This window comes from Pseudocitrobacter faecalis (genome assembly GCF_965231525.1).
Lineage (GTDB): Bacteria > Pseudomonadota > Gammaproteobacteria > Enterobacterales > Enterobacteriaceae > Pseudocitrobacter > Pseudocitrobacter faecalis.
Genome location: NZ_CBDDNJ010000002.1, coordinates 506,926 through 519,450 on the forward strand (window position 1 = coordinate 506,926; position 12,525 = coordinate 519,450).

Annotated in this window: 12 protein-coding genes; 9 read left to right on the forward strand and 3 right to left on the reverse strand. The window is 54.2% G+C overall.

From position 1 onward, the window contains the following. The gene (mutH, locus tag ACOXYR_RS03075) at positions 1-696 is read right to left on the reverse strand and encodes a DNA mismatch repair endonuclease MutH (protein WP_421356492.1); all 696 of its coding nucleotides are present in this window, start codon (positions 694-696) and stop codon (positions 1-3) included. A gap of 91 nt (positions 697-787) precedes the next feature. Further along, on the reverse strand, positions 788-937 hold the full coding sequence (locus tag ACOXYR_RS03080; protein ID WP_373300349.1) for a hypothetical protein: 150 nt from the start codon (positions 935-937) through the stop codon (positions 788-790). Positions 938-1,378: 441 nt separating this feature from the next. Between ACOXYR_RS03080 and rppH the strand changes: the two genes are divergently transcribed. Then, entirely contained in the window at positions 1,379-1,909 is a 531-nt protein-coding gene (gene rppH, locus ACOXYR_RS03085) for an RNA pyrophosphohydrolase (RefSeq protein ID WP_015963199.1), read from the forward strand. A 12-nt stretch (positions 1,910-1,921) separates the two neighbouring features. Further along, positions 1,922-4,168 (forward strand): phosphoenolpyruvate--protein phosphotransferase, encoded by a 2,247-nt coding sequence (gene ptsP / locus ACOXYR_RS03090; RefSeq protein WP_113857720.1) that lies wholly within the window; start codon positions 1,922-1,924, stop codon positions 4,166-4,168. A gap of 46 nt (positions 4,169-4,214) precedes the next feature. Here ptsP and ACOXYR_RS03095 read toward each other — a convergent pair whose 3' ends face one another. After that, positions 4,215-5,150, reverse strand: coding sequence for an alkaline phosphatase family protein (locus ACOXYR_RS03095; RefSeq protein WP_421356493.1), 936 nt, complete (start codon positions 5,148-5,150; stop codon positions 4,215-4,217). A 357-nt stretch (positions 5,151-5,507) separates the two neighbouring features. Here ACOXYR_RS03095 and lgt point away from each other — a divergent pair, with 357 nt between their 5' ends. The 7 genes from lgt (at position 5,508) to recC (ending at position 12,463) form a co-directional block, all read left to right on the forward strand. After that, on the forward strand, positions 5,508-6,380 hold the full coding sequence (lgt, locus tag ACOXYR_RS03100) for a prolipoprotein diacylglyceryl transferase (protein ID WP_015963202.1): 873 nt from the start codon (positions 5,508-5,510) through the stop codon (positions 6,378-6,380). Positions 6,381-6,386: 6 nt separating this feature from the next. Further along, positions 6,387-7,181 (forward strand): thymidylate synthase, encoded by a 795-nt coding sequence (thyA, locus tag ACOXYR_RS03105; protein ID WP_421356494.1) that lies wholly within the window; start codon positions 6,387-6,389, stop codon positions 7,179-7,181. A 170-nt stretch (positions 7,182-7,351) separates the two neighbouring features. Further along, complete coding sequence (locus ACOXYR_RS03110; protein WP_407731521.1) at positions 7,352-7,822, forward strand: prepilin peptidase-dependent protein; 471 nt, start codon at positions 7,352-7,354, stop codon at positions 7,820-7,822. Beyond that, positions 7,813-8,373, forward strand: coding sequence for a prepilin peptidase-dependent protein (locus ACOXYR_RS03115; protein WP_421356495.1), 561 nt, complete (start codon positions 7,813-7,815; stop codon positions 8,371-8,373). Before ACOXYR_RS03110 ends, ACOXYR_RS03115 begins: the two co-directional genes overlap by 10 nt. Then, positions 8,370-8,774 carry a DUF2509 family protein gene (locus ACOXYR_RS03120; protein WP_108477177.1) on the forward strand — a complete coding sequence of 135 codons (405 nt, stop codon included), beginning with the start codon at positions 8,370-8,372 and terminating at the stop codon, positions 8,772-8,774. The genes ACOXYR_RS03115 and ACOXYR_RS03120 overlap by 4 nt, the downstream gene beginning before the upstream one ends. Continuing rightward, the gene (locus tag ACOXYR_RS03125; RefSeq protein WP_421356496.1) at positions 8,759-9,082 is read left to right on the forward strand and encodes a prepilin-type N-terminal cleavage/methylation domain-containing protein; all 324 of its coding nucleotides are present in this window, start codon (positions 8,759-8,761) and stop codon (positions 9,080-9,082) included. Before ACOXYR_RS03120 ends, ACOXYR_RS03125 begins: the two co-directional genes overlap by 16 nt. 12 nt (positions 9,083-9,094) lie before the next feature. After that, positions 9,095-12,463 (forward strand): exodeoxyribonuclease V subunit gamma, encoded by a 3,369-nt coding sequence (recC, locus tag ACOXYR_RS03130; protein ID WP_421356497.1) that lies wholly within the window; start codon positions 9,095-9,097, stop codon positions 12,461-12,463. The last annotated feature ends 62 nt before the right edge of the window (positions 12,464-12,525 follow it).

Here is a 12,525-nt window from a genome sequence, read left to right on the forward strand (position 1 = left end):
TTAATACGTTTGTAGCATGAAGTGACGGGCCAGCAGGGCGGAGGTGAAATTTTTCTTCAGGTAAAAACCGCGCGGCAGCGTCAGGATAGGTTCGCCGTGCGCGCCAATGGCTTCCGTTAGCGCTTTGCTGTTGGCGGCTTTAGGGCGCAGTTGCAGCACTTCGCCGTGGCGAGCGGTAATTTTCTCGACCTGACCCAGCACGATGAGGTCCATCAGTTCCTCCCAGTCCATCTGCAACTGCCTCTCTTCTTCAGCGCTCGGCGTCCACAGCAGCGGCGATCCTACCCGGCGTTCGGCCAGTGGAATCGCGCGCTCGCCTTCAACCGGGATCCACAAAACGCATTTCAGTTTATGGCGTACGTGGCTGTTCTGCCATGTCACCCCGGTGTTGCCGGTGAGCGGTGCAACGCAGACAAATGTGGTTTCCAGCGGACGGCCCAGGCTATCAATGGGAATCGTTTTAAGTTCGACGCCCAGCGCGGCGAAATCCTGCTCGGGTTTACTGCCCGCGCTGGCCCCCAGCCATAGCTCCAGAAGAATGCCAATCCAGCCTTTATCACGTTTCAAATCTTTCGGAATGGGAAGCCCCGCGATGGCCGCCAGCTCCCCTAAGGAATACCCGGCGAGACGCTGCGCTTGTGTTAACAACTCAGCCTGAGTTTGTGGGGAAGAGGTCAAAGGAATCAGGGCAGACATGGGGTGAACCTTTTGGTCAAAAAATGAACGTGAGTTTTGCACGCTGTGGATAGAGTTTAACTTTTTCTGAGTAAATATACCAATGTAATGATTAATATGGATTTTTTCTGGTTTTTGGCTCATGAAAAAGTTGTAGAAAAAAGGTTTTCCAATTCTGGTCACTGGCAATGAACAGGATCTTACACCATGTTATCCACAGAAAATTGGGATAACTGGGGAAAAGCGCCACTACTGTTTCAATTTACAGCCTTGACGTGCGACGAAAATCGAATTTTCGCACAAAAGATGCCTAAGATATTGGCACAAGCTGTGGATAAAATCGTCGTTGTTCGATCTTTCATCAATCAAAGGATCGGTGATGTGATGATCATCACGTTACGCTGTAATGACTGATAAATGATGATAATAACTTTATGAAAAATAGCGTTTTCCTGAGATGCTCTCATCTCTGATGATTAGGACTACTCCGGGTTTTCCCGGGTTAATTCCATACTTCTTCACAACTCTATCCACAGAAAAAGTGAATAAAATCGCCTTTACGCTCACGCTTCTGTTTATAACTCGGCTCATTACTGTGAGTTATTCAAATGTTATTCGTTATGAGCGGGACGAGAGAGTGGTTTACCGTTTCCGGGGAGTATGAAACAATCATTCACATTGAAGCTTATTTTGAGGTAGTCCGGTGATTGATGACGATGGCTACCGCCCAAACGTTGGTATTGTAATTTGCAACCGTCAGGGCCAGGTCATGTGGGCTCGGCGCTACGGTCAGCACTCCTGGCAATTCCCGCAAGGCGGGATAAACCCAGGTGAAACCGCAGAGCAAGCGATGTATCGGGAACTGTTTGAAGAAGTAGGATTAAGCCGCAAGGATGTGCGGATCCTCGCTTCTACCCGAAACTGGTTGCGTTACAAGTTGCCGAAACGTTTGGTGCGTTGGGACACAAAGCCGGTTTGTATCGGCCAGAAGCAGAAGTGGTTTCTCTTGCAGTTGATTGGCAATGACGCAGATATCAATATGCAAACCAGCAGCACGCCGGAGTTCGATGGCTGGCGCTGGGTGAGTTACTGGTATCCGGTGCGTCAGGTCGTCTCGTTTAAGCGTGATGTATACCGCCGGGTGATGAAAGAGTTCGCCAGTGTTGTGATGGCGCTTGCGGAAAGCAACTCCAGGCCGCAAAGCGCACCAGCTTATCGACGTAAAAGAGGTTAAGTCACGCACATTATGCTCACTCGCTTACGCGAAATAGTCGAGAAGGTTGCCAGTGCGCCGCGTTTAAACGAGGCGCTGGATATTCTGGTTACAGATATCTGTCTGGCGATGGAAACCGAGGTATGCTCGGTTTACCTGGCCGACCACGACCGACGCAGCTATTACCTGATGGCGACGCGCGGCTTAAAAAAACCGCGCGGTCGTACGGTCACGCTCGCCTTTGATGAAGGTATTGTCGGCCTGGTTGGCCGACTGGCCGAACCCATCAACCTGGCCGACGCGCAAAAACACCCCAGTTTTAAATACATTCCTTCCGTCAAAGAAGAGCGTTTCCGCGCCTTCCTTGGCGTGCCGATCATTCAGCGGCGGCAACTGCTTGGCGTGCTGGTGGTTCAGCAGCGCGAGCTGCGTCAGTACGATGAAAGCGAAGAGTCTTTCCTGGTCACCCTCGCCACGCAAATGGCGGCGATACTTTCCCAGTCGCAGCTCACTGCGCTGTTTGGTCAGTATCGCCAGACGCGTATTCGCGCGCTTCCGGCCTCGTCCGGGGTGGCGATAGCCGAAGGCTGGATGGATGCCACGCTGCCGTTGATGGAGCAGATCTACGAGGCCTCGACGCTCGATACCGCGCAAGAGCGTGAACGGCTGACTGGCGCGCTGGAAGAGGCGGCCAATGAATTCCGTCGCTACAGCAAGCGTTATGCCGCCGGGGCGCAAAAAGAAACGGCGGCGATTTTCGACCTCTATTCACACCTGCTTTCCGACGCCAGCCTGCGCCGGGCGCTGTTTGCCGAAGTGGATAAAGGCTCGGTCGCTGAGTGGGCGGTCAAAAAAGTTATCGAGAAATTTGCCGAACAGTTTGCGGCGCTGAGTGACGGCTATCTGAAAGAGCGCGCGGGCGATCTGCGTACGCTGGGCCAGCGTCTGTTGTTCCACCTCGACGATACCATTCAGGGCGCCAATGCCTGGCCGGAACGTTTCGTGCTGGTGGCTGATGAACTCTCGGCCACCACGCTTGCGGAAGTGCCGCAGGACAGACTTGTCGGCGTGGTCGTTCGCGATGGCGCAGCAAACTCGCATGCGGCGATTATGGTGCGTGCACTCGGCATCCCCACCGTTATGGGCGCGGATATTCAACCTTCGGTGCTGCATGGCCGCAACCTGGTGGTGGATGGCTATCGCGGCGAGCTACTGGTGGATCCTGAACCGATCCTGATTCAGGAATATCAACGTCTTATCAGCGAAGAGCATGAACTGAGCCGCATCGCCGAAGATGATGTTGAGCGTCCGGCGCAACTTAAAAGCGGTGAACGGATAAAAGTCATGCTCAATGCGGGCCTCAGCCCGGAGCACGAAGAGAAACAGGGGCGGCGCATTGACGGCATTGGCCTCTATCGCACCGAAATCCCCTTTATGCTGCAAAGCGGCTTCCCATCGGAAGAGGAGCAGGTCGCGCAGTATCAGGGCATGTTGCAGATGTTTAACGATAAACCGGTGACCTTGCGTACGCTTGATGTCGGTGCGGATAAACAACTGCCGTACATGCCCATCAGCGAAGAGAACCCGTGCCTGGGCTGGCGTGGGATCCGCATTACGCTCGATCAGCCGGAGATCTTCCTGATTCAGGTGCGCGCCATGCTGCGCGCCAACGCCGCGACCGGTAACCTCAGCATTTTGCTGCCCATGGTTACCAGCCTTGAAGAGGTTGATGAAGCGCGTCGTCTGATTGACCGCGCAGGGCGTGAAGTGGAAGAGATGATCGGCTACGCGATCCCGAAACCGCGTGTCGGCATCATGCTGGAAGTGCCCTCGATGGTCTTTATGCTGCCGCATCTGGCAAATCGCATCGATTTTATCTCCGTTGGCACCAACGATCTTACCCAGTACATTCTGGCGGTCGATCGTAACAACACGCGAGTGGCGAATATCTACGATAGCCTGCATCCGGCTATGCTGCGCGTGCTGTCAATGGTGGCACAGGAAGCGGAGCGCTATGATATCGATCTTCGTCTGTGCGGTGAAATGGCGGGCGACCCGATGTGCGTAACGATACTGGTTGGACTGGGTTTCCGGCATTTGTCGATGAATGGACGATCAGTGGCGCGCGTGAAGTATTTGCTCCGCAACGTTGAGCTTGAGGAGGCGCAAACGCTGGCGCAGCGTAGTCTGGAAGCGCAGCTCACCACAGAAGTGCGCCATCAGGTGGCGGCGTTTATGGAGCGTCGTGGTCTGGGTGGGTTAATTCGCGGCGGACGGTAAACGGGCTGGCGGGAGTCACGTTTTCTCCCGCCTGACGTGAATCGGATTAGTTGAAAATCGCGACAGGTTGGCTGTCGAATGGAATATCCGGCGTAAATTCCAGGAAGTTCATCACGGCTGGCGTGATGGCGCTGGCATCGCTACTGCGATTATTCATCGTGGGTAAATCCTGCCATTTTCCTTTCTTAATATAATTGACGATCAGGAAAGTATTAAAGTTTTCTGGTAAGTTGCCATTGGAATAAGAGGTACCATTCGCATTTCCACCGTGATCGGTCATGACGAAAAGTAACCACTCTTCATTTTTAAAATCTTTGCGGCCTTTAAGCGCGGTCAGCACTCTTTTTAATTGATTATCTGAATATTGTATAGCCGCTTTATAAGCTGGTGTATTGAAACCATAACCATGGTTATTACCGACATTTTCAACACCACTCATTTGAATAAAGATAAAATCAGAAGATGTGGTGGGTAAATCAGCGACGACTTTATCGATAATGGCAGCATCATTTCCATCTGTGGTGGTCGCGCGATGGGTAAAGTAGCGGCCAAATGTTTGGTCTAACGCCGGCCAGGCGATGTAGCCAGAGCTTTCAATGCCAATTTTATCCATGTACATCATGACAGGCGGGTATTTTTTGGGATTGTAGTTTTTAAATGTGCTGTCTACGGCATGGGGGTTCTCTATATCGTTGTTCACAATGCCATGGTGTTCTGGCTCAACGCCGGTTAACAGGCTCGCCCAGTTCGGCGCGGAAAAAGTATTATGCGTGTTTTTCACATCGGCAACGGAAGTCATATTCCAGTTAATCGCCCCGCTTTTCACAAGGCTCGAAAACTGGGGGAAACTGCCATTTTGTATTCCCTGATCGATAGCTGCTGGTAATGTACCATTCAGCCCAATAATCATTACTTTTTTAGTCCCCGACATCGCTGAAAAACTCAATGCACAAAGTGCTACCGTAAGAATGCTTTTTTTCATAGCTAAGACCTTCAAATAAAAACAGAGATAACGCATGATAAAGGCGGGGGAATTATTTTTTTGTGATATTAATGCGGTTTTATTTTTTTGGAACAGGGTGTTTTTCTGTTTTCCTATTTGTGAATATTATTAATCAGGTTGGATTTAATATTAATAATATATATTCCTTCACTCCGACCATGAAAATGCGATTGTCTGCACTGGTTTGGATTCTCTTACACATCTTTTACATCTTCCTCGCCCCCTCTACTGCACGCCTTGTGCTATCATTCTGCCCTTTGGCGCGCCCGTTTCACGTAGGCGCACATCCATACCGCTGACCACTTTCGGCGGAATAACAAGAACTTGTGGTGACAGATGAATAGTGGGTATCTGCGTTTCCCGGAATTTGACCCGGTAATTTTTTCTATTGGACCGGTCTCGCTGCACTGGTATGGCGTGATGTATCTGGTTGGCTTCGTCTTCGCGATGTGGCTGGCAGGCCGTCGCGCGAATCGTCCTGGCAGCGGTTGGACGAAAAACGAAGTTGAAAATCTGCTGTATGCGGGCTTCCTGGGGGTATTCCTCGGCGGGCGCATTGGTTATGTATTGTTCTATAACTTTGATCTCTTCCTGAATGATCCGCTGTATCTGTTCCGCGTTTGGGATGGCGGCATGTCCTTCCACGGCGGGCTGATTGGCGTGATTATCGTGATGATTGTCTTTGCGAAACGCACCAAACGCACCTTCTTCCAGGTTTCCGATTTTATTGCTCCGCTGATCCCGTTTGGCCTGGGCGCCGGACGTCTGGGTAACTTTATCAACGGCGAACTGTGGGGCCGCGTCGACCCTGGCTTCAAGTACACCATGCTCTTCCCGAACTCGCGTGCGGAAGATCTGGCGCTGCTGCCATCGCATCCGGAGTGGCAATCGCTGTTTGATACCTACGGCTCGCTGCCGCGCCATATGTCTCAGCTGTATGAAATGGCGCTGGAAGGCGTAGTGCTGTTCCTGATCCTCAACTGGTTTATCCGCAAACCGCGCCCGGCGGGTTCGGTCTCTGGTTTGTTCCTGATAGGCTACGGCCTGTTCCGAATCATCGTTGAATTCTTCCGCCAGCCGGATCAGCAATTCACCGGTGCGTGGGTGCAGTACATCAGCATGGGGCAGATCCTTTCCATTCCGATGGTGCTTGCGGGTATCATTATGATGGTTTGGGCATTCCGCCGTCCGCAGCAACACGTCTCCTGAGGAATCATGAAACAGTATCTTGAATTGATGCAGAAGGTGCTTGATGAAGGCACCCAGAAAAATGACCGTACCGGCACGGGCACGACCTCTATTTTTGGCCACCAGATGCGCTTTAATCTGCAGGATGGCTTCCCGCTGGTGACGACGAAACGTTGTCATTTACGCTCCATCATCCACGAACTGTTGTGGTTCCTGCAGGGCGACACCAACGTGGCGTATCTGCGTGAAAATAATGTGACCATCTGGGACGAATGGGCCGATGAAAACGGTGATTTAGGCCCGGTTTACGGTAAGCAGTGGCGCGCCTGGCCTACGCCGGATGGCCGCCATATCGACCAGATCACCGCGGTAATGAATCAGCTGAAAAACGACCCGGATTCCCGCCGCATTATTGTGTCGGCGTGGAACGTGGGCGAGCTGGATAAAATGGCGCTGGCCCCGTGCCACGCATTTTTCCAGTTCTACGTGGCGGATGGCAAGCTCTCCTGCCAGCTCTATCAGCGCTCCTGCGATGTGTTCCTCGGCCTGCCGTTTAACATCGCCAGTTATGCACTGCTGGTGCATATGATGGCGCAGCAGTGCGATCTGGAAGTGGGCGATTTTGTCTGGACGGGCGGCGACACGCACCTTTACAGCAACCATATGGAGCAGACTGCGCTGCAGCTGACTCGCGAACCACGCGCGTTGCCGAAGCTGGTCATTAAACGTAAGCCGGAATCTATCTTTGATTACCGATTCGAAGATTTCGAGATTGAAGGCTACGACCCGCATCCGGGGATTAAAGCGCCTGTGGCGATTTAATCGTCGTGAATGAAAAACCGGCACCTTCAGCGTGCCGGTTTTTTTATGTCTGGAATTCGCCTTCCCACTTTTTTGCAAGCCGCTGCAACCTTGTAAATTCACTGGAAAGCGCCTCGTAGAAACGTAATCTGCCTCTCGCAACGTCTCTTCAGTTTTCCGATACTCCCGCCATGAACAGACAAACGGGTTACACCCTGATTGAAACATTGGTTGCGGTCTCGCTGGTTATCATCCTTAGCGCGGGTGGGCTATACGGCTGGCAAAGCTGGCAGCAGCAACAGCGGCTCTGGCAAACCGCGACGCAGCTGCGTGATTACCTGCTTTTTTTGCGTAATGACGCTAACTGGCATAACCGTGACCGAATGATTAAAGCCCATTACGCTGATACGCGCTGGTGTCTGGTGGCAGATGACACTGTGGTGGAGGGCTGCCCACCGGCAAACCCGCGGGTTTTTCTGCCGCCATGGGGCGAGGTGCAACTGGCGAGTATCACACCTTCTCTGGGCTTTTTCGGGCTACGTAATACAGCGTGGGCCGGGAGTATTTCAGTTCAAAGCGCTGCCGGACACTGGGAGGTGATTCTCTCAAGCTTTGGACGAATAAGGTTGTGTGAGAGTGAAGGGGGTGATGAGTGCCAGTGATCATGCGCGGTTTTTCGCTGCCGGAAGTGCTGATTTCGATGGCTATCAGCAGCGTATTGCTGCTGGGAGCGTCACGTTTTCTACCCGCATTGCAGCGTGGAATTTTACATCAAACTCGCCAGCAGGCGCTGGAAGACGAGGTCTGGCAGCGGCTGTACACGGTGGCGAAGCATCTTCAACGCGCCGGATACTGCAACGGTGAGTGTCAGGGCGAGCCACTGGAACTTGCGCAGCAGGGGCGGTGCGTCATTATTCGCTGGGATGGTAATAGCGACGGTATCTGGCAGGCATCACCGATGACCAATGCCGACAGTATCGGGTTCCGCCTGCAAAAGGGCGTGCTGGAAACCTTACGCGGCGCGTCGGGCTGCGAGGGAAAAGGGTGGGACAAAATGACCGATCCGGCGACGGTCACCATCACGCAATTTCAGGTTACGCGTCATAACAGCGCGGGGTTTCCACCGGAGTTAACGGTCGCGCTGAGTGCATCTGGTATCAATGGCGCGGGTAACATCAATGCGCTGTATAGCGTGACGGGGTACAACCTGTGAATCGCGAACGGGGGGCATCGTCACTGGCGCTGGTTCTGTTACTGCTGGTGTTAGGCAGCTTGATGTTACAGGGGCTTAATCAGACCCAGCGTCGGCAAGTCGCGATGGTGAATAATGAAACGCTGGCCCTGCGCGATACGGCGCGGGCGCACTCCGCACTGCAGTGGGGGAAAACCGTGCCGTGGAATAGGACGATGGCTGTGCAGTGCCGGGCAGGTAGCGACGCCAGCCGCGTGTGTCTGCGACGGCTTAATGATGACGCCATACTGCTGATGGCGGAGAGTAACGGCATTCAGCTTTGGCAATCCGGCACGCTGCAGGATAACAGCGTTGTGTTTTCACCTCACGGCTGGAGCGATTTTTGCCCCTTACAGGAGAAGGCCCTGTGTCAGATACCTTAACCAAAATGCGCGGCTTTAGCCTGCCGGAAGTGCTCCTGGCGATGCTGCTGATGGTCAGCGTCATTACGGCGTTGGGCGGATATTATCGTAGCCTGGCGCTGGGCAACCATCAGCTTAACCAGTATCACCAGCTTTGGCGCTATGCATGGCTGCAAACCCAGCGGCAGGTACAACCCATGCCGGAGGGCTGGAGTAGCCAGCGCGTGCAGACAACAAGCCAACGTTGTGTCAGCATCAATGTTACTATTACCACCCCGCTGGGTAAGCAAGGTCACATGACGCGGCTGCATTGCCCCGTCAATCTGTAGTCAGGAGCGAATATGTTACGGGTCTACCACTCCAACCGTCTGGACGTGCTGGAAGCATTAATGGAGTTCATTGTTGAGCAGCAGCGGCTCGATGACCCATTCGAGTCTGAAATGGTGCTGGTGCAAAGCACCGGGATGGCGCAATGGCTACAGATGACCCTGTCGCAACGCTTTGGCATTGCGGCGAATATCGACTTTCCGCTCCCTGCCAGCTTTATCTGGGATATGTTTACCCGCGTGCTGCCGGATATTCCCGGCGAAAGCGCCTTCAACAAGCAGAGCATGAGCTGGAAGCTGATGACTCTGCTGCCACAAATGCTGGATGACGACGCATTTACCCCGCTGCGTCACTATCTGCACGATGATGCCGACAAGCGCAAACTGTTCCAGCTTGCCTCACGGGTAGCGGATCTCTACGACCAGTATCTGGTGTATCGCCCGCAGTGGCTAACCAACTGGGAAAACGACACGCTGGTGGATGGACTTGGCGAGGCGCAACTGTGGCAGGCACCGTTGTGGAAAGCGCTGGTGGCGCACACTAAAGCGCTTGGCCAGCCGCTCTGGCACCGTGCCAATCTCTATCAACGTTTTATCGATATCCTTGAACAAAGCGAAACGCGCCCGGAAGGCCTGCCTTCGCGCGTGTTTATCTGCGGTATTTCGGCGTTGCCGCCGGTATATCTCCACGCTCTTCAGGCGCTGGGCAAGCACATTGATATCTACGTGCTGTTCACTAACCCTTGCCGTTACTACTGGGGCGATATTCAGGATCCGGCGTTTCTGGCGCGTTTGCAGGCGCGCCAGCGTCGTCACTTCCGTGAAGAACGCGAGTTGCCGCTGTTTCGTGACGCGGATGCCGCGCCGGGCTTGTTTAACGACGACGGCGAGCAGAATGTTACCAACCCGATGCTGGCCTCCTGGGGCAAGCTGGGGCGCGATTATATTTACCTGCTTGCTGGCCTTGAGCGTTATCAGGAGCTGGAAGCGTTTGTTGATATCGACCCGGATAACCTGCTGCACAATCTGCAGCATGACGTTCTGGAATTAAAAAATTCCGCCATCGCCGGGCGCACGGCGCAAGAGTTTGCCCACAGCGGCGCCAAACGCGTGATGAAGCCCGACGATCGCAGCCTGACGGTACACGTCTGCCACAGCCCGCAGCGTGAAGTGGAAATATTGCACGATCGCCTGCTGGCGATGCTGGAAGCAGATCCGACGCTAACGCCGCGCGATATCATTGTGATGGTAGCGGACATCGACAGCTACAGCCCATTTATTCAGGCGGTGTTTGGCAGCGCCACCGGCGAGCGCTATCTGCCGTATGCGATTTCCGACCGCCGCGCGCGTCAGGCTCACCCGGCGATGCAGGCCTTTATCACGCTACTCTCGCTGCCCGATAGCCGCTTTGTGAGCGAAGACGTGCTGGCGCTGCTGGACGTACCCGTGCTGGCCGCCCGCTTCAACATTGATGAAGAGGGGCTGCGTTACCTGCGTCAGTGGGTTAATGAGTCTGGTATTCGCTGGGGGCTCGATGACGATAACGTTCGAGAACTCGACCTTCCTGCTACCGGGCAACATACCTGGCGCTTTGGCCTGACGCGCATGCTGCTTGGCTACGCGATGGAAAGCCAGCAGGGCGAGTGGCAATCGGTCTTACCCTATGATGAGTCCAGCGGTCTGATTGCTGAGCTGGTGGGGCATCTGGCATCGCTATTAATGCAGCTTAACCACTGGCGACAGGGCTTATCCCAGGATCGTCCATTGGAAGAGTGGCTACCCGTATGCCGCGATATGCTCAACGACTTCTTCCTGCCGGATCAGGATACGGAAGCCGCGCTGGCGCTGATTGAGCAGCAGTGGCAGGCGATTATTGCCCAGGGTACGCAGTCTCAATACGAGGGTATGGTCCCGCTTTCACTGCTGCGCGACGAGCTGGCGTCCCGGCTCGATCAGGAGCGTATCAGCCAGCGTTTCCTTGCGGGGCCGGTGAACATCTGTACCCTGATGCCGATGCGTTCAATACCGTTCAAAGTGGTGTGCCTGCTGGGCATGAATGATGGTGTGTATCCACGCGCGCTACCGCCGCTGGGATTCGATTTGATGAGCCAGAAACCGGTACGAGGCGACCGCAGCCGTCGTGATGACGACCGCTATCTGTTCCTCGAAGCGCTGATGTCCGCCGGGCAGACGCTCTACATCAGCTATATTGGCCGCTCCATTCAGGATAACAGCGAACGTTACCCGTCCGTGCTGGTACAGGAACTGCTGGATTACATCGGCCAAAGCCATTGTCTGGAAGGCGATGAAGCGCTGAACTGCGACGAAAGCGATAAGCGCGTGAAAGCGCATATCATGCACCAGCACACGCGAATGCCGTTTGATCCGGAGAACTTCGCCGCCAATGAGCGGCAAAGCTACGCCCGCGAATGGCTGGCAGCGGCGAGTCAGCAGGGCGAGGCCCATTCGCCGTTTATTCAGCCACTTGCGCCGCTCGATATCACGCATCTGCCGCTGGAGCAGCTTCAGCGTTTCTGGCAGCACCCGGTACGCGCCTTCTTCCAGATGCGCTTACAGGTGAATTTCCGTTCCGAAGAGAGTGAAATCCCGGATACCGAACCGTTTACCCTGGAAGGGTTAACCCGTTATCAGCTCAATCAACAGCTACTGAATACGCTGATTGAAGAGCAGGACGCCGGGCTGATGTACCGCCGTTATCGGGCGGCGGGTACGCTGCCTTATGGCCCTTACGGCGAAATCGCCTGGGAGGTGCAGCGTCAGGAAATGGAGGCGCTGGCCTCGCGCGTTATCGAGCTACGCGAGCCTGCGCAAAGCATGGAAATCGACCTTGAGTGTGCAGGCGTTAACATTACCGGCTGGCTGGCGCAAGTACAGTCGAACGGATTGTTGCGCTGGCGCCCATCTTTGCTCAGCGTTTCACAGGGAATGCAACTTTGGCTGGAACACCTTGTCTATTGTGCCAGTGGCGGAACCGGCGAGAGCCGTCTGCTGCTGCGCAAAGAGGGGGAGTGGCGCTTCCCGCCGCTGTCGGCCACGGAAGCGCACGGTTATCTCGCGGAGCTGGTTGAAGGTTACCGACTTGGCATGATGCAACCGTTGTTGTTCTTGCCTGAAAGCGGCGGTGCCTGGCTTAAAGCCTGCTTCGACGCTGAAAGCAATGCCCTTCTGATGGACGATGAAACGCAGCAAAAAGCGCGAAGCAAGTTCCTTCAGGCGTATGAAGGTAATATGGTAGTGAGTGGTGAAGGGAGTGATATATGGTACCAACGCCTGTGGCGTACGCTCGAAAATGAGCAATATGAAGCCATTATCGAACAGACGCAGCGCTACCTGTTGCCCGTTTTTCGTTATCACCAGTCATAATGGCTGTATAAAAATTGCGCAATTAAAACCCTTCGTTTACTATGCGCAAGAAGTCACGGACT

Excerpts from the sequence above, each read along its gene's own strand:
- mutH (WP_421356492.1), bottom strand. The coding sequence starts at position 696 with ATGTCTGCCCTGATTCCTTTGACCTCTTCCCCACAAACTCAGGCTGAG.
- ptsP (WP_113857720.1), top strand. The coding sequence starts at position 1,922 with ATGCTCACTCGCTTACGCGAAATAGTCGAGAAGGTTGCCAGTGCGCCG.
- ACOXYR_RS03095 (WP_421356493.1), bottom strand. The coding sequence starts at position 5,150 with ATGAAAAAAAGCATTCTTACGGTAGCACTTTGTGCATTGAGTTTTTCA.
- lgt (WP_015963202.1), top strand. The coding sequence starts at position 5,508 with ATGAATAGTGGGTATCTGCGTTTCCCGGAATTTGACCCGGTAATTTTT.
- thyA (WP_421356494.1), top strand. The coding sequence starts at position 6,387 with ATGAAACAGTATCTTGAATTGATGCAGAAGGTGCTTGATGAAGGCACC.
- ACOXYR_RS03110 (WP_407731521.1), top strand. The coding sequence starts at position 7,352 with ATGAACAGACAAACGGGTTACACCCTGATTGAAACATTGGTTGCGGTC.
- recC (WP_421356497.1), top strand. The coding sequence starts at position 9,095 with ATGTTACGGGTCTACCACTCCAACCGTCTGGACGTGCTGGAAGCATTA.